General features: G+C 73.4%; 20 protein-coding genes. 9 read left to right on the forward strand and 11 right to left on the reverse strand.

Features of this window, described 5'->3' with window-relative positions; translation table 11 throughout:
* Nucleotides 1-229: 229 nt before the first annotated feature.
* Both ACIBCM_RS30155 and ACIBCM_RS30160 read left to right on the forward strand, forming a co-directional pair.
* A complete protein-coding gene (locus tag ACIBCM_RS30155; RefSeq protein ID WP_399248704.1) occupies nucleotides 230-502 on the forward strand; it encodes a hypothetical protein in 273 nt (90 codons plus the stop codon).
* A gap of 301 nt (nucleotides 503-803) precedes the next feature.
* The gene (locus ACIBCM_RS30160; protein ID WP_399248706.1) at nucleotides 804-1,001 is read left to right on the forward strand and encodes a hypothetical protein; all 198 of its coding nucleotides are present in this window, start codon (nucleotides 804-806) and stop codon (nucleotides 999-1,001) included.
* 120 nt (nucleotides 1,002-1,121) lie between these two features.
* Here the strand turns inward: ACIBCM_RS30160 and ACIBCM_RS30165 are convergent, their stop codons facing one another.
* From ACIBCM_RS30165 to ACIBCM_RS30175, 3 genes are all read right to left on the reverse strand, one after another.
* The gene (locus ACIBCM_RS30165; protein ID WP_399248708.1) at nucleotides 1,122-1,478 is read right to left on the reverse strand and encodes a VOC family protein; all 357 of its coding nucleotides are present in this window, start codon (nucleotides 1,476-1,478) and stop codon (nucleotides 1,122-1,124) included.
* A 65-nt stretch (nucleotides 1,479-1,543) separates the two neighbouring features.
* Nucleotides 1,544-2,350: a methyltransferase domain-containing protein gene (locus tag ACIBCM_RS30170; protein WP_399248710.1), complete on the reverse strand. Its 807-nt coding sequence runs from the start codon at nucleotides 2,348-2,350 to the stop codon at nucleotides 1,544-1,546.
* A 178-nt stretch (nucleotides 2,351-2,528) separates the two neighbouring features.
* Nucleotides 2,529-4,040, reverse strand: a complete 1,512-nt coding sequence (locus ACIBCM_RS30175; RefSeq protein ID WP_399248712.1) for a bifunctional phosphatase PAP2/diacylglycerol kinase family protein — start codon at nucleotides 4,038-4,040, stop codon at nucleotides 2,529-2,531.
* Nucleotides 4,041-4,568: 528 nt separating this feature from the next.
* Here ACIBCM_RS30175 and ACIBCM_RS30180 point away from each other — a divergent pair.
* Nucleotides 4,569-5,786 (forward strand): aminotransferase class I/II-fold pyridoxal phosphate-dependent enzyme, encoded by a 1,218-nt coding sequence (locus ACIBCM_RS30180; protein WP_399248714.1) that lies wholly within the window; start codon nucleotides 4,569-4,571, stop codon nucleotides 5,784-5,786.
* A 201-nt stretch (nucleotides 5,787-5,987) separates the two neighbouring features.
* On the forward strand, nucleotides 5,988-7,025 hold the full coding sequence (locus ACIBCM_RS30185; RefSeq protein WP_399248716.1) for an MBL fold metallo-hydrolase: 1,038 nt from the start codon (nucleotides 5,988-5,990) through the stop codon (nucleotides 7,023-7,025).
* Nucleotides 7,026-7,188: 163 nt separating this feature from the next.
* Here the strand turns inward: ACIBCM_RS30185 and ACIBCM_RS30190 are convergent, their stop codons facing one another.
* Together ACIBCM_RS30190 and ACIBCM_RS30195 are read right to left on the reverse strand one after the other, a co-directional pair.
* Nucleotides 7,189-7,857: a DedA family protein gene (locus ACIBCM_RS30190; protein ID WP_399248718.1), complete on the reverse strand. Its 669-nt coding sequence runs from the start codon at nucleotides 7,855-7,857 to the stop codon at nucleotides 7,189-7,191.
* Nucleotides 7,854-8,624 carry an MBL fold metallo-hydrolase gene (locus ACIBCM_RS30195; protein ID WP_399248720.1) on the reverse strand — a complete coding sequence of 257 codons (771 nt, stop codon included), beginning with the start codon at nucleotides 8,622-8,624 and terminating at the stop codon, nucleotides 7,854-7,856. Before ACIBCM_RS30195 ends, ACIBCM_RS30190 begins: the two co-directional genes overlap by 4 nt.
* 299 nt (nucleotides 8,625-8,923) lie before the next feature.
* On the opposite strand from ACIBCM_RS30195, the gene ACIBCM_RS30200 reads away from it, so the two are divergent.
* The 5 genes from ACIBCM_RS30200 (at nucleotide 8,924) to ACIBCM_RS30220 (ending at nucleotide 13,973) form a co-directional block, all read left to right on the forward strand.
* Nucleotides 8,924-9,328 carry a hypothetical protein gene (locus ACIBCM_RS30200; protein ID WP_399248722.1) on the forward strand — a complete coding sequence of 135 codons (405 nt, stop codon included), beginning with the start codon at nucleotides 8,924-8,926 and terminating at the stop codon, nucleotides 9,326-9,328.
* Nucleotides 9,329-9,411: 83 nt separating this feature from the next.
* Nucleotides 9,412-11,946, forward strand: coding sequence for a phage holin family protein (locus ACIBCM_RS30205; protein WP_399248724.1), 2,535 nt, complete (start codon nucleotides 9,412-9,414; stop codon nucleotides 11,944-11,946).
* Nucleotides 11,947-12,391: 445 nt separating this feature from the next.
* The gene (locus ACIBCM_RS30210; protein ID WP_399248726.1) at nucleotides 12,392-12,775 is read left to right on the forward strand and encodes a hypothetical protein; all 384 of its coding nucleotides are present in this window, start codon (nucleotides 12,392-12,394) and stop codon (nucleotides 12,773-12,775) included.
* Nucleotides 12,776-12,836: 61 nt separating this feature from the next.
* Nucleotides 12,837-12,992 (forward strand): hypothetical protein, encoded by a 156-nt coding sequence (locus ACIBCM_RS30215; RefSeq protein ID WP_399248728.1) that lies wholly within the window; start codon nucleotides 12,837-12,839, stop codon nucleotides 12,990-12,992.
* Between the two features lie 561 nt (nucleotides 12,993-13,553).
* Nucleotides 13,554-13,973, forward strand: coding sequence for a hypothetical protein (locus tag ACIBCM_RS30220; RefSeq protein ID WP_399248730.1), 420 nt, complete (start codon nucleotides 13,554-13,556; stop codon nucleotides 13,971-13,973).
* Here ACIBCM_RS30220 and ACIBCM_RS30225 read toward each other — a convergent pair.
* The 6 genes from ACIBCM_RS30225 to ACIBCM_RS30250 all read right to left on the reverse strand — a co-directional run bounded on the left by ACIBCM_RS30225 (nucleotide 13,963) and on the right by ACIBCM_RS30250 (nucleotide 21,157).
* Nucleotides 13,963-14,775 carry a helix-turn-helix domain-containing protein gene (locus ACIBCM_RS30225; RefSeq protein ID WP_399248732.1) on the reverse strand — a complete coding sequence of 271 codons (813 nt, stop codon included), beginning with the start codon at nucleotides 14,773-14,775 and terminating at the stop codon, nucleotides 13,963-13,965. The genes ACIBCM_RS30220 and ACIBCM_RS30225 overlap by 11 nt on opposite strands.
* 95 nt (nucleotides 14,776-14,870) lie before the next feature.
* Nucleotides 14,871-15,290, reverse strand: a complete 420-nt coding sequence (locus ACIBCM_RS30230; RefSeq protein ID WP_399248734.1) for an SsgA family sporulation/cell division regulator — start codon at nucleotides 15,288-15,290, stop codon at nucleotides 14,871-14,873.
* Between the two features lie 234 nt (nucleotides 15,291-15,524).
* Nucleotides 15,525-16,904 (reverse strand): FAD-dependent monooxygenase, encoded by a 1,380-nt coding sequence (locus ACIBCM_RS30235; RefSeq protein WP_399248852.1) that lies wholly within the window; start codon nucleotides 16,902-16,904, stop codon nucleotides 15,525-15,527.
* A gap of 71 nt (nucleotides 16,905-16,975) precedes the next feature.
* A complete protein-coding gene (locus ACIBCM_RS30240) occupies nucleotides 16,976-18,418 on the reverse strand; it encodes an MAB_1171c family putative transporter (RefSeq protein WP_399248736.1) in 1,443 nt (480 codons plus the stop codon).
* 3 nt (nucleotides 18,419-18,421) lie between these two features.
* Entirely contained in the window at nucleotides 18,422-18,997 is a 576-nt protein-coding gene (locus ACIBCM_RS30245; RefSeq protein ID WP_399248738.1) for a hypothetical protein, read from the reverse strand.
* Between the two features lie 963 nt (nucleotides 18,998-19,960).
* A complete protein-coding gene (locus ACIBCM_RS30250) occupies nucleotides 19,961-21,157 on the reverse strand; it encodes an MAB_1171c family putative transporter (RefSeq protein ID WP_399248740.1) in 1,197 nt (398 codons plus the stop codon).
* Between the last annotated feature and the right edge of the window lie 374 nt (nucleotides 21,158-21,531).

Below are 21,531 nucleotides of genomic sequence, written 5' to 3' on the forward strand. Positions count from 1 at the left end.
TGCGTGCTCTTGAACCGAGGCGGAGCCATGCCCGCGACCAAGTCCACCCGCCAGCAACGGCGTTCCGGCGGCGTTCTGACGCTGGCCTTCATCACGCTTCTGCTGGCCGCGACCACGAGTTCGGCCGCCGTGACGACCGACAATCTCGTTCCCACGGTGAATTACCACGTGACATGTCCGAAAGAAGCGTCGAGGCGGCGCGACGGACATGTACTTCGCGGAAGGTACTGTGCCCGGTTCCGCGGCGGGCATCGCCTGGTGCGACGACGCCGGCCTGCCGGGCTCCAAGTGCGACCAGCACTACATCCGGATCGAACCCTCCGCGTATCACGAGGGTGTCGTCTGCCACGAGGCCGGACACGCGGTGGGACTTCTGCACGGCGAGGACGCGGCCCCGGCCCTGAACGACAGCCACCCGGCTCTCGGGTGCATGAGGAAGCCCATCGGCCTCGGTATGACCCTCGGCGCCAACAACAGGTCGCAGATCAATAGCAATTACTGACACGAGAGCGAGATTGTGTGATGCCCTGGGGAATGCGTGGTGCCGTCGCCGTGAGTGCGATCGCCGCGGTCGCGGTGGGCTCGCCGGCCCTGGCCCGGGCGGCGACACCCTCGGACGGCCCCGCCGGGGCGAAGGTGATCATCGCGCATGGAAGCGACCGGCTCCCGAACACGACGGCTGCCGACTGGGTGATCCATGCCGGCCATGTCGTGGTCTTGACGCCCGTCTCGGAGCGCGGGACATCGGACTTGCGTACTGTGACGACAACAGCCCCGGGGAGTACCGGTGTGACCAGCAGTACGTGATCATCGAACACGGCTACTACGGCAGAGGCCCGATCTGCCATGAGACCGGGCACGCCGTCGGCCTTCTGCACGGGAACACGGCCTGTCCGAGGCTCTCCGACACGCACCCCGCCCTCGGCTGTATGCAGATGCCGCCGCCGTGGAGCGCGAGCCTCGGTGCCAACAACAAGGAGAACATCAACCGCGTGTACTGACGACGCGTGTACTGACGGCGGTCACGGCGTGAGAGTCCGTGCGGTACGGAGCAGGGGCACCCCCGCTCCGTACCGCACGGACCCCGGACCCCGGACCCCGGACACAGACTCCGGTCCGGGCTACTGGTCCCCGGTCTTGCGGTCCGCGTACTCGAAGACCGAGCCGTCGGGGTGGACGGCCAGCAGATTGCGGCCGACCGGGGTCGCCACCGGTCCCGCCACGATGTTCGCCCCGACCTCGGAGAGCGTGGCGTACGCCAGGTCCACATCGTCCACCGCGATCGTGGCCGTCACCTTCCGCAGTACCTCCAGCTCCCGCTCCGGGCCGCTCATCAGCAGAAAGCACCCGACGGCCGCCGCCGAGACCCCACCGCGCTCGAAACGCTGCGGAGTGGCGCCGGTGAGCCGCGCGTAGAAGTCGGCGGAGGTGTCGAGGTCGTCGACGCAGATACGGAGGGTGGTTCCCAGAATGTCCATACGGGGGAGGGTAGTTCGAGGCCGGGGGCGGCGGGGACGGTCCGTGCCGCCGGGGCGGTCCGTGCTCAGACGCGGCACAGCAGTTCGCCGTGGAGCACGGTGAACCACGCGTCCTCGTGGGCGCCCCACCTCCGCCAGCCCGCCGCGATCGCGGCGAGCCGCCCCTCGGAGGCGTGCCCGCCGTCCACCACGATGTTCGCGTAACGCGACCCGGTCGTACGGTCCGCCCACAGGCCGCTCCACCAGGCGCGCTCCTCCGGTGTGGCGAAGCACCAGACGCTCGCGCCGGGCCGGATGTCGCTGAAACCGGCCTCACGGGCCCAGGACAGCAGCCGCCGGCCCGCGTCCGGTTCACCGCCGTTCGAGCGGGCGACCTTCCGGTAGAGCGCGGACCAGTCGTCCAGCTCGGGGACGGCCGGGAACCAGGTGAACGCCCCGTAGTCGCTGTCCCGTACGGCGACGAGGCCGCCCGGCCGGCAGACCCGGCGCATCTCGCGCAGCGCGTTCACCGGGTCGCCGAGGTGCTGGAGCACCTGATGTGCGTGGACGACGTCGAAGGAGTCGTCCCCGTACTCCAGGGCATTGACATCGGCTGTCGCGAACTCCGTGTTGACCAGTCCCCGTTCGGCGGCGTGCGCCCGTGCCCGCTCCACGATGTCCGGCGCCAGATCGACGCCCGTGACACCGCCCTCGGGGACCAGCGCGGCCAGATCGGCGGTGATCGTGCCCGGTCCGCAGCCGATGTCGAGGATCCGGTCATCGGGTGTCAGCTCGCCGAGGAGATACGCGGCGGAGTTGGCCGCCGTACGCCAGGTGTGCGAGCGGAGTACCGACTCGTGGTGTCCGTGGGTGTAGACGGCAGTCTCACGCATAGCGGGTCCTCACGGTGGTCAGCGGCTGTCCGGTGAGGACACCGTAGGCCAGAAGAGTCGAATAGTGAGATACCTGTCTTGTTATTTGGGCAGCTCTCCAGGCTGGGCCCCGTCGCGGCCTTGAGGGCCGGGGCGCAGGTTCCCGGTCTCCGGTCCGCGTGCCCGGTCGCCGCCGTGGTCAGAGCAGTGCCTGCGGACGGTAGACCGTGAGGGCCGCCACCGCCTTGTCCACGGTCAACTCCGGTGGCGCCTCGGTCACTTCACCGTCGTACGCCATGGGGGTGCCGGGCGCCAGACCGGTGATCCGGATCCGGTGCAGCCGCTGGGCCGCGTGGACGGGGGAGCGGCTGAGCGGTCCCGCAAGGGCCGCCGCCAGCAGCCGCAGCCCGGGGAAGCGCCCGCCGTGCACCACCCGTACATCCAGCAGGCCGTCGGCCAGGTTCTGGCGGTTGCCGGGGGCCGGGCCCACCCGCTGGTAGGCGCCGTTCCCGGCGAACAGCAGCCACATCGGGCGGTGGCGGGACTCGACCGCGGCCTCCAGCGGCCGGCCTTCGCGCAGCACCTTCGCCGCCGCGAGCACACCGGCGGACCAGTCGCCGATCCGCGGGGACCAGCGCTCGCGGATCCTCACCAGCTCGGGGTAGACGCCCAGGCTGAAGGTGTTGAGGAAGTGACCGTGTTCCGCCCGTCCCGCCGGGGTGAGCGGGCCCGGGGTGAACCGGCCCAGATCGACCCGCACCGCGTCTCCGCCCGCGAGCGCCCGGCAGGTGTCCCGCACCGACTCGATGCCGAGGTTGTAGGTGAAGTGGTTGAACGTACCGCCGGGGAACACCGCCAGCGGCAGCCCGTGCGCCGGCGCCACGGCCGCGGCCCGGTTGATCGTCCCGTCGCCGCCGTGGACACCGAGCGCCCGGCAGCGCCGCGCCGCCTTCTCCAGTTCCTCGTCCAGGTCGGCGGGGTCGCACTCCACCACTTCCGCCTTGGGCAGCGCCCTGCCCACCTCGGCCACCGATTCCGCCGAGCCCGCGAGCCGGTTGGCGACCACGACCAGGCCCTCGCCGTCCGGGAGCGCGGGCGCGTCCGTGTGCGGGCGGCCCGGCGGGGGCAGTTGCGAGCGCGTCGGAACGATCCCCCGGATCGCGAAGGCCGCGCCCACGCCGAGCGCCGCGCCCGCCAGCACATCACTCGGATAGTGCACCCCCGTGTAGATCCGCGAGAACGCCACCGAGGCCGCGACCGGGGCGACCACCGCTCCCCAGCCCCGGGACTCCAGGGCGACCCCCGTCGCGAACGCGGCGGCCGACGCTGCGTGCCCCGAGGGGAAGGACGTCGTGAACGGCTGCCGCTTGAGGTGCCGCATCACGGGCACCGCGTCCAGCAGCGGGCGCGCCCGGCGCACCGACCGCTTGCCGATCGTGTTGATGACGGCGGACGCCAGCGCCAGCGAGGCCACCCCGCGCACGGCCGCCCGGCGCGAGCGGGCCCCGCGCCCCAGGGCGGCGATCCCGGCCGCCGTACCCAACCAGAGCACCCCGTGATCGGCCGCGTGGCTCAGCCGTGGCAGCAGGGGATCGGCCCCGCGCCAGTGCCGGGCGGCCACGGTGTGGAACACCTGCCGGTCCAGTCGGCTGAACAGCCGTGAGACCCGGGGCCGCGGCCGGGGATCCTGTCGTGCGCGCACAGTGGACATGGATCGCGGGTACCCGGACTCCCCGCTTCCACGCGGCCGGGCATCCGATCGGCGTACCCGCCGCCGGGCGGCCCGTGCTCCCGGGCGGGGGACACTCGCGGGCATCCGCCGTCCCGCCGCGGGCGTCCGCCGTCCCCGGCTGAGCGGCATCCGACGTCCGGCCCGAGCGTCCGCCGTCGGCCCCGGGCACTCGCCGTCAGCCCCCGGGCACCCGCCGTCCGGCTGTGCGGTGCCCGCCACCCGGCCGGTCCCGGGGCCCTTCCGCCGGCACCCGGTCGCGCGGCCGTTCCCGGCGGCACCCGGCCACCGGCCCCACCGGCACCCGGTCATCACGTGAGCCGCGCCGGCGCCGGGCCGCCGGACGGGGCGCGTGCCCGCACACCGGCGCCCGGCCGCCGGCAGGACGGGGAACCGGCCCTTCCCGGCGGCCCGGCGGAGTGTCACCGTCGGCCCTCCCGCACGAGCGGACCGGGCGGAACCTCCGTATAAAGGGCAGAGAGCCGGGGGTGCCAGCGGCGGAGGTGACGGATGCGTCGGAACGGCCCCGAAGGGCACGGGCCCGTCCGGTTCGGGCCCTCCGCGCCCGGGAGCGGACTCCCCGTCGTGGGGGAACTCGCCGATGTGCTGGCCGCCTCCGCGGAACGGTCCACCGGAGAACCGCCCGGCGGCGGGCCCGAACTGCGGGAGGCCGCCTGCGGCTACTGGTGGCGGCGGGGCCTGCGCGGCCGTGACGACCAGGTGATCGCCGCGCCCGGACCCCAGCCCCTGCTGTTCGCTCTGATCGCCGCGCACGGCGGCGACGTCCTGATGCCCCGCCCCTGCCCGGCCTGGTGGACGCCGCAGGCGCGGCTGCTGGGCAGGCCCGCCTACCATGTGCCGACCCCCGCCGAGTGCGGTGGCGTGCCCGATCCGTACGCCCTGCTGGAGACCGTGCGGAGAGTACGTGCCGAGGGCGGTGAACCCCGGCTGCTGCTGCTCTCCGTCGTCGACGACCCCACCGCGACCGTCGCCCCGCCGGAGACCGTGCTTGAGGCGTGCGAGGCCGCCGTCGCGGAGGGCCTGCACATCATCAGCGACGAGACCTGGCGCGACACACTCCACCGGCCCCGGGAAACGGTGCTGCTCAGCCCCGCCGAGATGGCCCCCGCGGACGTCACCGTCATCAGCGATCTCGCCGGCGCCCTCCTGCCCTCCGGATGGCCCGTCGCCGTGGCCCGCCTGCCGCCCACGGCCGAGGGGACGGCCCGGCGTGCCAGGGCCCTCGACATCCTCACTGCGCTCGGCGCGACCGTCGCCGGACCGCTCGCCGTCACCGCCGCCCACGCCCTGGACGAACCCGGCCCGGTCGTCGTCCGCGCCGAGCGGGCCACCGCCCTGCACGCGGCTCTGGCCTCCGCGGTCCACCGCACGGTCCTCGCCGCCGGCGCGCTCGCCCGGCCGCCCAGGGCCGGGCGCCATCTCTACGCCGACCTCGGCCCGCTGCGCACCCGCCTCGCCGATATCGGCGTGAACGACTCCATGGAGCTGGAGGAGTATCTGACCGGCCGCCTCGGCACCCCCGTTCCCGGCGGTCACCGCTTCGACGACGAACTGGGCGCGCTCAGGGTGCGGCTGGCGACCGGACCCCTGCTCGGAGCAACTCCGCATGAGCGGCTGGAGTCTCTCACTTCACCGGCGCCCCTGGAGTTGCCGCACGTCGCCGGTGCGTTGAGCAGTCTTGGCACGGTCTTGGACGAACTGCGTTGAACGGAGCCCCGGATGACGGACCGTACGACGGATGGGACGGCAGTGGAACGGACGGCAGGGGAACGGGCAGCCGAGGAGCGGTCCACGACGGCGGAAGCACCGGCCCAGGGAAGCGCCCCGGAGGGCTGCACTCCGGGCGGAAGCACCCCGGAGGGAAGTTCCGCAGCGGTCGGTACCGCAGTGGGGAGCGTTCTGGAGGGTATGGTTCCGGAACGGACGGCCGGAGCGGCGGTCCCGCCGACCGGCGCGCCGCGGGAGACCACCGGCGGCCCCCCGCGGGTCACCCGCCCCCTCGGCGAGCTCCGCCACTGGCCCCGCTCCTTCGCCGACCGTCTCACCGCCCCCCTGCCCGGACTGCGGGCCATGGCGCGCCTCGCCCGTGAAGGCGCGGTCCGCCCGGGTCCCGACGGCCTGCGGGACATCCCCCGGCTGCCCTTCGCCCCCGGACCGCTGCCCGTCGTGGACTCCGCGGCCGTCGCCGTCACCTGGGCCGGACACGCCAGCTGGGTACTGAGCGTGGGGGGTCTGACGGTGCTCACCGACCCGGTGTGGTCACGCCGTATCCTCGGCACCCCGGCCCGGATCACCCCCGTCGGTGTGCGCTGGGAGGACCTTCCCGCCGTCGACGCCGTGGTCATCAGCCACAACCACTTCGACCATCTGGACGCCCCCACGCTCAGGCGGCTGCCACGCCGTACGCCCGTCTTCGTCCCGGCGGGCCTCGGCCGCTGGTTCCGCCGCCGCCGCTTCACCCGGGTGACCGAACTCGACTGGTGGGAGGGGGCCGAGCTGAACGGCGTCCGCTTCGACTTCGTCCCCGCCCACCACTGGTCCAAGCGCACCCTGACCGACACCTGCCGCTCGCTGTGGGGCGGCTGGGTGCTGACCGACGCGCTCGGGCAGTCCCTCTACTTCGCGGGGGACACCGGTTACGGCCACTGGTTCGGGGAGATCGCCCGGCGCCATCCCGGTCTCGATCTCGCGCTGCTGCCGATCGGCGCGTACCGGCCGAGGTGGTGGCTCAAGGATGTGCACCTCGACCCGGAGGAGGCGGTACGGGCCTTCGAGGACCTCGGCGCACGGCATTTGGTCCCCATGCACTGGGCGACCTTCGTCCTCTCCGCCGAGCCGGTGCTGGAACCGCTCACCCGGGTGCGGGCCGCGTGGGAGCGCACCGGGCGGCCACGGGAAGGGCTCTGGGATCTGGCGGTGGGCGGCTCCCGGGTGCTCGGCGGCTGAGACGGGCGGCGCGCCTTGCGGCGTTGCGCAGGCACCGGGACGGGTGCGGTGCGCTCCAGCCCCGGCACCCCGGCACCCCGCTTCGGGTCGGCGGCGACGCGCTTCAGCAGCACGTACGTGGGTGTGCTTCAGCCGTACGTACGTGAGCCGGCCCGGCCGTGGGCTACGCCGGCCCGCCTGCGGACCCCGGCCGCCCCGGGCGCAGCCGCCGCCACATCGCGGGAGCCCCGCTGATCACCACCGTCAGTGCCACGGCCAGCACCACGCCCTGCCACGGCTTGTCGAACAGCGACCCGCCGAGGATCCCGATGAGCTGGTACGTCGCCGCCCACGCCAGACAGGCCGGTATGTCCCCGCGGACGAAGGTCCGCAGCGGCATCCGGGCGAGCAGACACGCCAGCATCACCGGAATACGTCCGGCGGGTATCAGCCGGGAGAGGACCAGGACCAGGACACCGTGGTCCTCCAGCTTGCTCTGTGCCTGCGCCAGCCGGTCGGGCGCGGCGCGTCCGCGCAGCTCGGCCAGCCAGCGGGAGCCGTTCTTGGAGCGGACCCCGCGCTGCCCGAGCCAGTACAGCGTCACATCCCCGAGGAACGCGGCGAGTGATGCCACCAGGAAGACATAGAGCAGCGACAGCGGGTGAGCCTGATGGAGCGCCACCACCGCCGCGGAGCTGACCACCGCGCCCGTCGGCACCACCGGTACCAGTGCGCCCAGGGTCACCAGCAGAAACAGCGACGGATAGCCGACCGCCTGCTGGGTGGACTCCGGCGGCAGCCGTCCCGCGGTGTCCGCCAGCCGCCCGAACACCTCAGCCAGCCGTGAACTCACCGGGCGGCCTCCGGCCTGCACCGCTCGCCGTGGCCCAGCCGGTGCACGGCGACCCGGGGGGCGAGTCGCGCGGCCTTGCGGACGAACTCGTCGCCCGGCGCGTAGAACTCGTGCGGCCGGACGCCGTCCATCCCGATCGGCCAGTACGTCCCGTAGTGCACCGGAACCGCCGAGCGCGGCGCCAGCGCGGCCAGCGCCTCGGCCGCGCGGCCCGCGTCGAGATGCCCGTGCCCGAGATAGGGCCCCCAGCCGCCGACCGGCAGCAGGGCGACATCGACCGGGCCCACCTCGTCGGCCATCGAGTCGAACAGACCGGTGTCCCCGGCGAAGTACGTCCTGGCCTCGCCGTCGATCACATAGCCCAACGCGGGCGAACGGCGCGGCCCGAGCGGCAGCCGCCGCCCGTCGTGCAGGGCCGGTACGGCCCGTACGGCCAGCCGCCCGACCCGTACCTCGTCACCCGGACCCACCTCGGTGACCGGCAGCCCCAGCCGGGCCAGTCCCGGCACGGCACGGCTCGCACCGCTCGGCACGATCAGCGGGGTGCCGGGGGCCAGCCGTGCCAGCGACGGCAGATGCAGATGGTCGGAGTGCAGATGGGACACGAGCACGGCGTCGGCGACCGCGGCCTCGGGCGGCGGCACGTCACCGCGCCGGCGCCGCAGATGGGCCAGCCGTCGTACGAACAGCGGATCGGTCAGCACCCGTAGTCCGGAATCCTCGACGGTGCAGGTGGCATGACCCCACCAGGTAACCTCCACCGGCACGCGTCCCCTCCTCGCCCGGACCGACTCCGTACGACAGTTCTCCGCAGATCTTCCGTCAGGTCTTTCGTATGAGCCTAAGGGCTGTCCCGTCGGTACGAGGGTGATCCTCCGCCGGCGGCCGCACCCACCGGACGACGTGGGCCCCGCCCTCAGGGCGGACGGTGCCGCCCATTCCTCCCGGGTGTTTTGTGAGGATTTCATCGAGTATGTGTACCCGGGTCCGGGATGCCGGAAGGCCGGGCGGAGCCGGTGGCCGGGGTAGGGTCGGGCGCGACCGACAACTGCAGAGGGGACGGGCCATGGGCGGCTTACGAGTGGCGGCGATCGCCGGTCTGACACCCCTTGAGGAGCTCGACCGGGACCCCTTCCTCGTCGACACCCGTGGTCAGTACGTACTCTGTGAACGCTGGGCGGCGGACCAGGGGCACGTGATCACCCGCCGGCTCGTCCTGCACGGTCTGCGGCCCGACCACCGAGGGCTGTGGACCGATGTCGACGCCGGTGGGATCGACCTCTTCGTCGCCGCGGGTGAACGCGTCCTCGCGCGGGCCCTCACCTCGGTGCCCGACTTCGTCGCCGAGTGCGCGCGCCGGGGCGTCGGGCTGCGGACGACAGGCCTGGACGAGCCCGTGTACGACGCGGCGATGAAGGCGGACGTCCACCGCAGGCTCTCCATGCCGACGGCGGGGTACGACGGCTGCTGAGCGGGTTTGTCCACAGGCTGCCGGGTTCAGTCGCACCGCTGTGCCACGCTGGAGCTCTGATCGACGGATGGGGTGAAGGCGGCGTGACCGAGGGGCGATGGCGCAGGGCGGGCAGTGCCCTGCTGCGAGTGATCGTGGTGTGGGCGGTGTCCACACTGACGATGCTGGCGCTCGCCGGCGCGCTGCCCGACTTCCGGCTCCAGTCGGCCGACGGCGACAGCATCACCCGGACCGCCGTGACCGCGGCCTGGGGCGCGGGCGCGTTCGGCCTGCTGACCGCGCTGGTGTGGCCCCTGGTCGTACGGGCGCTGCTGCTCGTCCCGGCACTGGTGCTCGGCCTGCTGGTGTTCTTCCTGAACGGGTCGCTGCTGCTGGTCGCGCTCCGGCTGATCCCGGACGGGCGCGGGGACGCCGGGCCGGAGACCGCGGTCGTGGTCGCCGCGGTGATGTCCGCCGTCGCCTCCGCCACCTCCACCGCGCTCGCCGTCCGCGACGACAACGCCTACCGGCGCCGGCTCTCCCGGCTCGCCACCCGCCGCCGCCGTAGGCACGGCGACGGGGACGGCGGCCCGGACTGCTACGGCATGGTCTTCCTCCAGCTCGACGGCGTCGGGCACGAGGTCCTGCTGAGGGCGGCGAAGGACGGGGTGATGCCGACCGTCGCGGAGTGGATCGGCACCTCCCACCGGCTCACCCCCTGGCGCACCGACTGGTCCAGCCAGACCGGCGCCAGCCAGCTCGGCATCCTGCACGGCTCCAACCACGATGTCCCCGCCTTCCGCTGGTACGAGAAGGACACCGGCCGGATCATGGTCAGCAACCGGCCCGCGAGCGCGGTGGAGCTCCAGCGCCGCGCGATCGGGCGCACGGGCGACGGAGGGCTGCTGACCGTCGACGGCGCCAGCCGGGGCAACCTCTTCAGCGGCGGCGCCGACCAGGTCGCCCTGGTGCTCTCCGTTGCCGCCCGCCGAGGCCGGGCCAACCGCTCCCGCGCGGGCTACTTCGCTTACTTCTCCGACCCCGCCAACGCTGTGCGCACCGCCGTCTCCTTCTTCGCCGAGGTCGCCCGCGAGATCAAACAGTCCACGCGGGCCCGGCTGCGCGGCGAGACGCCGAGGGTCAGGCGCGGTGGGCTCTATCCGTTCATCAGGGCGTTCGCGACCGTCGTCGAGCGGGACGTCGTGGTCGCGGCGGTCATCGGCGACATGCTCGCCGGACGCACCGCCGTCTACGCCGACCTCGTCGCCTACGACGAGGTGGCCCATCACTCGGGTCCGCACGGCCGGGACGCCGCCCAGGTGCTGGAGCGGCTCGACCGCTCGCTCGCGCTGATCGCCAAGGCGGCCGAGCACGCGCCGCGCCCCTACCGGATCGCGCTGCTGTCCGACCACGGCCAGAGCCCGGGGGAGACCTTCGAGGGCGCCTACGGGCTCACCCTCAGGGATCTGGTACGGGCCGGCTGCGGGCTGCCGGTGCCCAGAAGGGCGGGGCGCTCCAAGAGCGGATCGGAGGCGCGCGACGCCGCCGGGGTCGCCCTGCGCAACGCGCTGCACCGGCGGATGGCAGAGGGCGCGGACGAGCTCGCCGAGCACGACGGGGGCGGTCCGGAGTCCGGATCCGACCCGATCGTGCTCGCCTCGGGCAATCTCGCGCTGATCTCCTTCCCCGATGTGCCCGAGCGCCTGAGCCGGGAGCAGATCGACGCCCGCCACCCCGCCCTGCTCGGCACGCTCGCCAACCACCCCGGCATCGGCTTCCTGCTGGTGCGCAGCGAGCAGCACGGCTCGGTCGTGCTCGGCGCCGGAGGCGCGGAGGTCCCGCTCGCCGAGCTGTCCGACGACGGCCCGCTCGCCGGATTCGGCAAGGGCGCCGCCGACGCCGTGCGCCGTACGGACTCCTTCCCCCATGTCGCAGACATCATGGTCAACTCGATGTACGACCCGGCGACCGGGAGCGTCCACGCCTTCGAGGAGCAGATCGGCTCCCACGGAGGGCTCGGCGGGGAGCAGTCCCAGCCCTTTCTGCTCTCCCCGGTCTCCCTGTCCCGCCCGGTCGACGACGGCGCGGAACTCGTCGGCGCGGAGCGTGTGCACCGGGTCCTGCGCCGCTGGCTGCGGGAGTGCGCGGGGCCCCAGGTCCCCATCGGGCAGACCGGGCTTGAGGGGGTCGCGGCGGATACGGTTCGCGTCCTGGACGGTTCGGCGGGGTCCGAGGGGGGCTCCGGTGCGTCTCCCGGCGGTTCGGCGGAGCCGGGGGGCGTGGGTGTTCCCCCCGGGGACGAATCGGCGGGGTCCGAGGTCGGCGGGGTCCTCGCGCCGGACGGCAAGCATTCGTCGGCGGGCGGCCGGGAGCCGAGCCACGACGGTGCGGTCCGCCCGATCCGCGAGCGCGGGCAAGGGCGCTTCCGGCCGCCGGGCGACCTTGTCCCAGGTGACCTCGTCCCGGGCCGGGACGGCTGTGCCCGGGACGGCTGTGGGCGGCCGACCGCGGAAGGACCCGCGCCGGAGGAGCGGGCAGCGGAGGGAGAAGTGCCGCACCGTCCGGCAGCGAAGGGACAGGTGCCGGAGTCGGCGGTGGAGGGAGCGGCACGGCACTCGGACAGCCTGGACGCGGTCTGAGGCGGGTCGGTCGGCCCCGCGAGGCCGGTGCGATCGGCGGGCGGTCGGAGTGCGGTGGCCGAGGTGGGCGTGCCGGACCGCCGCCGGACGGGTGGCCTGAGCGGTTCGGGGTCTGAGGCGGTCGGGTGACGGTGCCGGTGGGGCCTGGGGTGGTTGGGTGACGGGGTGGTTCGGGGCCCGATGACGGTCGGGTGACGGGGGTCCTTGAGGGCCGGGGCGGTTGGGTGACGGGGTGGTTCGGGGGCTGGGGTGGTTGGGTGACGGTGCTCGCTCAGGGGCCGATGACGGTCGGGTGACGGGGCGGTTCGGGGCCCGGGGGGCAGTCGGGTGACCGGGGGCGGAGTTCGGCGTAACTCCCGTCCTCCGGTGGGGCGGACTATCGCGCCGGGGTGTCGTGGCGCGTGTGAATCCGGGGACCTGGATGCATGTCCAGGAGGTCGCGCCCATGAAACAGCCCCAGGCCGTCACGGTCTCCGTCGCCGCAGGCGTCACCACCGGCGTCACGGCGCGCGGTGCCGCGTGGCGGGGTGCGCTGATCGTGGTCGTGGCGCTGCTGGCACTGCTGGGCATGTCGGCGGGCTCCGGGGCACCCGCGGCCGAGGCCGCCGAGCCGAGGACACCCGCCTCCGCGCCCGCCGACCCCGGTGGGGCCGGCCCGTCCGAGGAGACCGACCCCCAAGCGGCCCCGCTCGTACGCGTCAGGGCCGCGGCCGGGCCGATCGCCCCCGATCACCGTCGGGGGAAGCGGAGCGCCCGCCCGGTCCCGTACCGCGAAGGGCATCCGCCGCCCGTGCGCATCCCGGTCCGCTGTGTGGTGCTGCGCTGCTGAGCTGTTCCCGGCTCCCAGCGACAGCCCCTTATCTCCCCTGGACACACAGAGGTGCGACATCATGCCCATCGACCCCTTCGCTGCCCTCAACGCCATGCTCCGTGCCGAGGCCACCCGCTCCGGCGAGCCCGCCGAACAGACGCCCACCGCCGAGCCCGAATCCGAGAGGGAACCCGAACCGGGGGCTCTCGCCGCCGTCGACGAGAGCATCGCCTGATCACCACGGAGGCGGCCACACCGCAACTCGTCCGGCCTTCACCTCCCTGCCCGCGTACCGGTGGCCCCCCGGCCCGCGCATACGGCTGCCGGAACGCGGCCAGTCGTCCCGCCGGGGTCTCGCTCAACCGGAACGTCGTCCCCGAACAGGGAGAATTGCTTGCGGTGGAGTGTGCGGTCCGGGGTGAGGACGAACACCGCGCCCCAGCCCGATACCGGGTGCCGCGACGCCGGACGTCCAGGCCACCGCCCGGTCCGTGTCGGCGAGCAGCGGCATCCGCACCCTGTGCTTGGGCGCGATCGGCAGAAGGCCGCCCGGACGTCCTGCCGTAGCCGCGTGCTGTGGTGCCCCGCCGTTTCCGATCCGGGCCCGCACCCCGTCCGGTGCTCGCCCGTCCCCGGCGGCCGCCCCGCACGGCCCCGCCTCGGCATTACCTCTCGCGTAATCGACCCGTATCCGCCCCCGCAGGCAGTCTTACGTCATCAGAACCCGGGCGGCGCACTCCGCCCGGGCTCTGTCACACCAGACCGAACGTATGACTCCGCTGGAGGCTGATCCGCCATGTCCGCCACGTTCCTCACCGGTATCGCCCGCACCACCGAGCCCCGTGTGATGCTCCGCCGGTTCCTCGCCCTCGACGCCGTCGTCACCGGTGGCAACGGACTGGCGTACGCCGTGGCCTCCGGGCCCATCGGCCGGCTCCTCGGAGTCGACGAAAGGCTCCTGCTGGGCCTGGGTGTCTTTCTCATCGTCTTCGGCCTCGCCGTCGGCGCGCTCGCCGCGCGCCGGGAGCCGCCCGCGTCCGCCGTCAAGGTCATCGTCGACATGAACGTGGTGTGGGCGGTCCTGAGCGTCGCCTCCCTCGTGATCTGGCTGGACCCGAGCACCGCCGGAGCCGTCTGGATCCCGATGCAGGCGGCCGTCGTCGCCGGGTTCGCCGCACTCCAGTGGGCGGCCCTGCGGGCCGGCGCTAGGACGTGAGCGACCGGAGGTAGTCGACGGTCGCCGGATCGGCCGGGAGGAGCGTCTCGATGGCCAGCTCGGCGACCGTCACATCCATCGGGGTGTTGAAGGTGGAGATGGACGAGATGAAGGTCAGCACCCTGCCGTTCTGCTCGATCACCAGCGGAAGCGCGAAGGGATGGGAGGACTGAGGAGCCGCTTCCCCGTCCTCCGGGTCGTCGCCGGTCTCCGGAAGGGGATAGGCGACGACCTCTTCGTACACCTTGCGCAGCGCCTCGGAGCGGGCCAGCGCCATCTGACGCTCCATCTGGTGCAGCAGATGGCCCCGCCACTCCCGGAAGTTGCGGATGCTGGGGGCCAGCCCCTCGGGGTGGAGCGTGATCCGCATACCGTTGAGCGGGGGAGTGAGCAGATGCTCCGCGACCCCGTCGAGCAGCCTGGTCATCCCGAGATTCGCGGCGACGACGTTGTAGGTGCCGTCCACGATGATCGCCGGATACGGCTCATAGCCGTGGAGCAACTGCTGGAGCCCCTCCCGCACCGCGCCCATCGAGGGGTCGTCGAAGGAGGTCTCGCTGTAGCGGGGTGCGAATCCGCCCGCCACCAGCAGCGCGTTCTGCTCCCGGACCGGAATGTCCAGGTGCTCCGCGAGCCGCAGGATCATCTCCTCACTCGGGCGTGAGCGTCCCGTCTCGATGAAGCTGATGTGCCGGGCGGAGGAGTCGGCGCGGATCGCCAGCTCCAGCTGGCTCACCCGCCGGCGCTCACGCCAGCCGCGCAGCAGAGGACCCACACCGGTTTCGGACACGAGTGTTGTCATACTCCGACCGTAATACAGCAGGTAGGGGGCGTGGCGAGCCGAATTCGAGCGGCCCGTCGGCCGCCGTCGGCTTCGGCCGGTGGCCCGGCTCCGGTTCACCCCCGGGTCTCCCGGAGCAGCGCGGTGAGGCCGCCGTCGATGTCGATGGCCCGTGCCTCCAGCTCCGCCGGGACCGTCGCGTACGAGTGGAGCAGAAAGTGCCGCAGCCGGGCGGTGCCGAACCGGAGCAGCGCCACCCCCTCGGGTGAACGCAGCTCCACCGTCGTGGTGTCCGGCCCGCACGGCCGGATGTGCACATCGCCCGTACCGGCAGGCGCGCCCAGCCCGTGATCCAGCAGCGCCCGGGCGAAGGTCCAGGTCACCGTGGTGCCGCTCAGCGAGGCCGAGGCCGGGAAGACCAGATGGACCGCGAGCGGATCGTCCGCGCTGTAGGTGAAGCGGACCGGCACGGTGACGGGCCCCGGGGCGCCCCCGATGAGCCGGCCCGGGACTGTCTGCTCGACGGTGGGGAACATGAAGTGCTCCTTCGCGGCTGCCGACTCGGTTCCTCGTGCGACGCGGTTCTTGTGCGATGTGATTGCTTGTGCGACATGGTTCTTGGGCGACGTGGTTGCTCGTGCGAGGCGGTTGCTCGTACGACCGGGATCCTCGTACGACTCGGTGCGACTCGGGTCCTCGTGCACTACGACGCAGCCCGGCCCCCGGCCCACTGCACGCCGGCGGAACCAGTTGGTGTGATCCGGGTCACATTACGTGATCCGGATGCCGTCCGGCGGCCCTGCCCCCCGCTCCGGCCGGGGACCGAGACGGCCGGCCTCCGGCAGCGGCGGCCCCTCGGCCGACCGCCGGCCCGGCCCGCGCAGCGTCCCCAGCACGACGTCCGGGCGCAGCCAGGCCGTCACGGGCTCGGACAGGGTGAGTACGGCGAAGAACGCCCCGGTCACCCGGGCGCGCCCGGTGGCCGCGTCGCACAGCCGGTTGACGTAACGGTTCATCAGCGCAGAGCCGGCCCGCGCCGGTCGGCCCACCGCCCCCGGGTACAGGATGTCCTGGGAGGTGGCCAGCTCCCAGGCCAGCCCCACCGGCCCCGCCAGCGCCCGCTGGATGCGGCGCGCGAGCCCCGGAGCGCCCGGAGGGTGCCGGCGCAGGGCGTTCCTCAGCTCCACCAGCCCCTGCGCGGCCACGCTCATCCCCTGTGCGTAGACCGGGTTGTACGTGGCCACCGCGTCGCCCACGACGATGAACCCGTCCGGCCAGGCGGGCGCCCTCTCGAAGTAGCGGCGGCGGTTGACCGTGCTCCGCGAGAGTGACACACGGTCCGACAGCGGGGTCGCCCGCGCGATCAGTTCGCCGACGACCGGGTGGCGCACCGAACGGGCGAAGGACTCGAACTCCGCCGGATCGGAGGAGGGTTCCCCGCCCCGGGTACCCGACAGGGTGACCAGCCAGCGCCCGTTCTCCACCGGAACGATCGTCGCCGTCCTCCCCGGCACCGGCTCACGCGGGTCTGCCTGGACGTTGACGACCGGGAAGCCCTCGCCGCCGTCGGGTGCCCGGTAGAGCCGACTGGCGTACACCAGCCCCGAGTCGACCTCGTCCACCTCGATGCCGCCGAAGCCCAGGGACCGGAGCCAGTCGGTGGCGCGCGAGCCCCGGCCGCCCGTGTCGACGACCAGATCGGCGTCCAGGGACGGCTCTGCCCCGTCCGGCGCCCGCACCCGGACCCCCGTCACCCGGCCGTCCGAGCCCGCCAGCCCCAGCAGCTCGTGCCGCTGGAGCAGGGTGACGCCGGGGAGTCGCAGCACATGGTCGCGCACCACCCAGTCCAGCAGATCGCGGGTGCAGGCGATCATGTGCTGCATCTCCTGCGGCCAGCGCCGGACCCAGCCGTGCGCCGTCAGCGACACCAGGCCCGAGGGCAGCGGGATCCGGCGGGCCCCGGCCGCCAGCCAGCGGTCCGTGATGCCGGGCAGCAACTCCTCGAAGGCGCGGACGCCACCGGACCACAGCACATGCACATGGCGTGCCTGGGGGAGCGAGGTACGGGGCTCGGGCCCGGCCGGGAGCGAGTCGCGTTCCACGACGGTGACCTCGTCCGCGTGCCCCGACAGGACCGCCGCCGCGAGCATCCCGGCCAGGCCGCCGCCGATGACGACGGCGCGCCGGAGCGGGGCGGAGGGACTTTCCGGGGCCGGGCGGATCACCGGGTGCCGCTCTCCGTGGGCGGCTCCGGCGCAAGGGGCCGCTCGGTGCTGGCGGTTCGCGGGCGAGGTGGTTCGGCGCTGGAGGTTCGCGTGCGGGGCCGTTCGGCGTTCGCCGTCCGGGGCCGGGGCGCCGTGGTGCTCCCCGGGGCGGAGGCGGACGAGCGCCCGCCGGCCGGTCCGGCTCCGGCGGCCGCCGGTGTGGCGGTGTCCGGTCCTGGGGCAGTCCGGCCGGGGTCCGCGGTCCGGGTGCGGGTCGCCTCCTCCCGTACCGCGTCCGTGAGATGCGGCGAGGCGAACGCGCCGGAGAGCCGTACCAGCCGCTCCAGCCCCGGGCTGAGGGCCGCCGTGAGGGCCTCCGCACCGGCCTGGGCGTGCACGGCCGCCTGCTCGTCGTCCTCCGGGATCCGTCCCGTGCGGCGTGCCTCGACCGCGGCGGCCACCATCGCCGCGACGCCCACCGTCCGTGCGTGCTCCCTCGGCGCGGACCCGGTGATCGCCGACTCGTACGCCCGCCGGCGCACCCGGTCGTCGAGATACGGCTGGAGCCTGAGCAGTTCGTCGTGGATCACGGTCTCCCGGACCGTCAGCCGCAGCTCGGGCGAGGCCCACCAGGGTATCACCGGCAGCGGGGTGGCCTCTCCCCGGACCGGGCGCAGCCGGCGCCACAGCACACCGAGCCGTGTGTAGGTGATCCACGCGCGCCAGATGTCGGAGAACTGCGGGCCCAGCAGCGGCAGCAGAAACCCGACGGTCGTGATCAGACCGCCCACGGCGGCCAGCGGCGGCGCCACCGCCGAACTGAGATGGTCCCAGTCGGCGCCCGCCCACCGGGCCACGACCGCCGTCAGTTTGGCGACCCCGAAACCCAGATTGAGGATGAAACCGATCACGAGCACGGTCAGACCGGCCCGCAGCCACTGCCGGACGGCCCGCGCCCACCGCAGACACAGAAGGGTGGTCACACAGGCCGAGGTGATGTGCGCCGCCAGATAGGTGATGATCATCTCGCGGATGTACGGGGTGTTCGCGTAGTACGTGTCGAGGTCCCGCAGCCGCTCGTCCGGGGCGTCCCCGAGGGCGAAGAGGACCGGCACGGCGACGATCGCCACACCGTAGACGGCGATCCACCGCCGTGAACCCCGCCGCACCCGCTCGGCGGGCCCGCCCTGCCAGTTGACGACGAGCACCAGACAGGCGCAGCTGAACGCGCACATGATCCCGTAGACAAGCGGCGCAGAGACATTCGGGATGCCGGTGATCCGGTTGACCGCGGTGATCGTGGGAGGGGCGGCGAAGAAGAAGCAGGCCGCCGCGCTGAACAGCAGGAAGTGGACGGACCGTACCAGCGGGTCGCGCCAGCCCCGCCGCAGCGCGGGCAGTTTGGCGACGAAGGCGATCCCGAGGGCGATGGCGGGAAGGTAGTAGTCGCTGTTGCGCATCCGTCAGCCCCGGTAGGGGTGGCCGAGTGAGGTGTGGATCCGCCGGGCGACCCCGCTCCGGGGTTCGGCGGGGGCCGTGCCGTTCAGCCACTTCCGCAGCCTGTTCCCCAGTTGCAGGCCGAAGGTCTCCGCCTCCGCCTCCTCCGTCTGCCGGAAGTCGGTACGGGCGGCCGGGATCTGCACCGCCGTACGCGGTTTCCGGCCACCGGGACGGCCGTGGTCCGCCGGTGCTGTCTGCACCGGATGCGCGGACGGACCGGGGGGAGCCGGGGGAGGGGCGTGATGTCCGCTGTGCCCGGCGACCATGTGCCAGACCTCATGGCCGAAGATGACCAGCTGATGGAACGGGTGGGTGCTCGCCTGGACGCAGATGATGTCCCGGTCGGCCATGTCCAGATAGAGCCCGCTGGCGGTGTGGGGCGGGAACTCCACCAGATGCAGCTCCACCGGTCTGCCCCGGTGTTCGCACAGCCGCCCGCACAGGGTGGCGAAGACCTCCCGGGGGGTGGCCGGCCCGGCCAGTTCGACGGCATGCGCCAGATCGTCGCGGAGCCGGCGCATGGCGCTCCTGCTGCTCACATCGCTCCCCCGGTTCGACGGTTGTCGTGGACCGCGGTGGCGAGAGCCGCGAGCCTGGCACCACACCGTACCCAGGGTTCTGTATACGGGGGCCGGGTCGGGCAAGGTGACGTTTTTTTCGGACAGGGTTGCGTAATGTTCCGGCACGGCCGTCGGCGTTCCCTCACCCAGTCGTGGTCCGGACGCGCCGCCGGGGTCTCCGGTCCGGTCTCCCGTGCCACCCGGTCCGGAGAAGCCGAGTTCACGGGCCGTCAGCGGTGGCCCCGTCGACGGGATCAGCGGTGGCTCGCGTACGGCACGGACGGGTGCGTCGGGGCGGATCAGCCCGTCGAACGCGGGTGACGGGGCGTCACGCGGGTGAGCTCCCCGGCCGGGGTGTCACGAACCGGTGGACGTTCTCACCTGGTGGTTCACCCGGCGGCTGAGCGGCCGGGTGACGGCGCGGGGCGGCGGCCCGGTCGAGCCGGGGGTGACCACGTCCTGGCCGGTGGCCGGCCTCGGGGGCATTTTCGGAGGTCCTCGCGATGGCCCCCGGGCCACCTCGTCGGCCTCGCGATCGTCTGCCGGACCCGGCGCCCGGGGCCCGGTGCCGTCGTCCCCGGACGCCGTGACGCCTGGACTCCCGGTGATCCGGCCCGGCTTCCCGCTCGGCACGGGCGGGAAGCCGTACGGCGGCCGAAAGAGCGTGCCCGTGGGCCGGGTTGAGGTAGCGACGGTGTCACCGATCGGCACATGATCCCTGGGGACTCCGGGACTCCGGGACTCCGGGACTCCGGGACTCCGGGTCGGGGCTCTGGGATTCCGCGACTCCGCGACTTTGGGTCGGGACTCGGGGGCTCTCCGGGGTCTCTCGTACAGCCGCCGCCGGTATACCGGTATGTCCGCGAACCCGCCTCCGACGATGACGGCCCGGCGGCGGGGAGCCGGTGCGGGCGAGGACCAGGGGGGCCGCCGACGGAAGTGTCAGGGGGACGCCCAGGGGCCGCCGCTCTCGGACATCGCCGCGGGGCGGCGCGCCGGACGGACGAGAGGTGAGCGGCGCAGTGCCAGGGAGATCAGCACCAGGTCGTCCGCCTCCGTGGAGGGCCGTACGGACTCACCGCCCCCCGGCCGAACCGTCCGTACGGGATCGGTTTCCCGGGCCTGCGCGGCCGCCGCGATCATTCCGGCGTCGGCGATGATCCGGGCCTCGGCGGGGGAGTGCCCCCGGTCCAGCGCGGTGGACTCGACCCGGGAGCGGAGCTCTTCGTCGAAGTACGGACGCAGTGCGATGATCCCGTCGTGGATGGCGGCCTCGCGCTGGGTGAGCCGCAGCTCCATCGAGGCCCAGGGGCCGATCGCGACCCCGGGGGCGCCCCGGCCCGCCGTGCTCGTGAGCCGGCGTACCAGGGTCCCCAGCCGCCGGTGGCGCACGGCCGCACCCCACTCGATGCGGATCCGCTGGGCGACCAGGGGGAACACGAACCCCGCGCCGATCAGCAACGCCGACGCCGACGCCAGCGGCCGGGCCACATGGGTGCTCAGCCAGTCCAGATCGTGCCCCGTCCACCGGCCGCCGACGGCCGTGAACTTGGCGGCGTCGTAGCCCAGATTGAGGAGATAGCCGCAGACGATCAGCGTCAGACCCACCCGCAGCACCCCGTGGACGCGCAGGGACCAGCGCCAGCACAGGATCGTCGTCACCCCCGCCGCGACCGTGTGCGCCAGCAGATAGAGCACGATCATCTCGCGGATGTACGGGGTGCCGGCGTAGTAGGTGTCGAGGTCTCTCAGCCGTTCGACCGGGGCGTCCCCCAGCGCGAACAGCACCCCCAGCGCGACGATCACCACCCCGTAGGCGGCCAGGCACCGGAACGAGGCGCGCTTCGTCCGTTCCGTGGTGCCGCCCCGCCAGATGATGACCAGCACGATGCAGACTCCGCTGAGGGCGCTCAGCACGCTGTAGACCAGGGGCGCGGCCAGATTGGGGATGCCGGTCAGCCGGTTGACGGCGGCGAGCACGGGGACGGCGGCCAGCAGAAAGACGAGACTGGCCAGCAGCAGCAGCACGCAGACACACCGCAGCAGCGCGTCCCGAGGGTTCCGGCGCAGTGCGGGGACCTTCAGCAGGAAGGCCCCGAACAGCAGCGCGCCCGGAACGGTCATCGTCAGGTCGCCCATCGGCCACCGGCCTCCAGCGTGCGGGTTCGTTCGGGGGATCGGGTCCGTCGCCGGCCCGCGTCACGGGAACGGGGAAGCGGATCGGGGTACGGGGTACGGGGTGGGAGTACGGATTCATGCGGTCATGCCCTGGCGGGCGGAGGACGGCGGTCGCCGGATCGGCGTTCCGGGACTGGCGGCTCGGGCCCGAAGCCGGGGCCGGTGGTCATCTGACCGGTTCCGCGGGTGCGGCGGTCATGGGACCGGCGCGGTGGGTGCGCCCGCCGTGGGTGCCCCGGCCGCGGAGGTGCTGATCACGGCCGCACCGGTCACCGTCGGCCTGGTCCCGGTCGGACCGGTGACCTGGGGATCAGCCACGGCCGGACCGGAATGGG

This window comes from Streptomyces sp. NPDC051018, assembly GCF_044456085.1.
GTDB lineage: Bacteria > Actinomycetota > Actinomycetes > Streptomycetales > Streptomycetaceae > Streptomyces.

Excerpts from the sequence above, each read along its gene's own strand:
- ACIBCM_RS30170 (WP_399248710.1), bottom strand. The coding sequence starts at position 2,350 with ATGCGTGAGACTGCCGTCTACACCCACGGACACCACGAGTCGGTACTC.
- ACIBCM_RS30250 (WP_399248740.1), bottom strand. The coding sequence starts at position 21,157 with ATGGGCGACCTGACGATGACCGTTCCGGGCGCGCTGCTGTTCGGGGCC.
- ACIBCM_RS30225 (WP_399248732.1), bottom strand. The coding sequence starts at position 14,775 with ATGACAACACTCGTGTCCGAAACCGGTGTGGGTCCTCTGCTGCGCGGC.
- ACIBCM_RS30175 (WP_399248712.1), bottom strand. The coding sequence starts at position 4,040 with ATGTCCACTGTGCGCGCACGACAGGATCCCCGGCCGCGGCCCCGGGTC.
- ACIBCM_RS30240 (WP_399248736.1), bottom strand. The coding sequence starts at position 18,418 with ATGCGCAACAGCGACTACTACCTTCCCGCCATCGCCCTCGGGATCGCC.
- ACIBCM_RS30230 (WP_399248734.1), bottom strand. The coding sequence starts at position 15,290 with ATGTTCCCCACCGTCGAGCAGACAGTCCCGGGCCGGCTCATCGGGGGC.
- ACIBCM_RS30220 (WP_399248730.1), top strand. The coding sequence starts at position 13,554 with ATGTCCGCCACGTTCCTCACCGGTATCGCCCGCACCACCGAGCCCCGT.
- ACIBCM_RS30235 (WP_399248852.1), bottom strand. The coding sequence starts at position 16,904 with ATGCTCGCGGCGGCGGTCCTGTCGGGGCACGCGGACGAGGTCACCGTC.
- ACIBCM_RS30180 (WP_399248714.1), top strand. The coding sequence starts at position 4,569 with ATGCGTCGGAACGGCCCCGAAGGGCACGGGCCCGTCCGGTTCGGGCCC.
- ACIBCM_RS30210 (WP_399248726.1), top strand. The coding sequence starts at position 12,392 with ATGAAACAGCCCCAGGCCGTCACGGTCTCCGTCGCCGCAGGCGTCACC.
- ACIBCM_RS30200 (WP_399248722.1), top strand. The coding sequence starts at position 8,924 with ATGGGCGGCTTACGAGTGGCGGCGATCGCCGGTCTGACACCCCTTGAG.
- ACIBCM_RS30165 (WP_399248708.1), bottom strand. The coding sequence starts at position 1,478 with ATGGACATTCTGGGAACCACCCTCCGTATCTGCGTCGACGACCTCGAC.
- ACIBCM_RS30215 (WP_399248728.1), top strand. The coding sequence starts at position 12,837 with ATGCCCATCGACCCCTTCGCTGCCCTCAACGCCATGCTCCGTGCCGAG.
- ACIBCM_RS30185 (WP_399248716.1), top strand. The coding sequence starts at position 5,988 with ATGGTTCCGGAACGGACGGCCGGAGCGGCGGTCCCGCCGACCGGCGCG.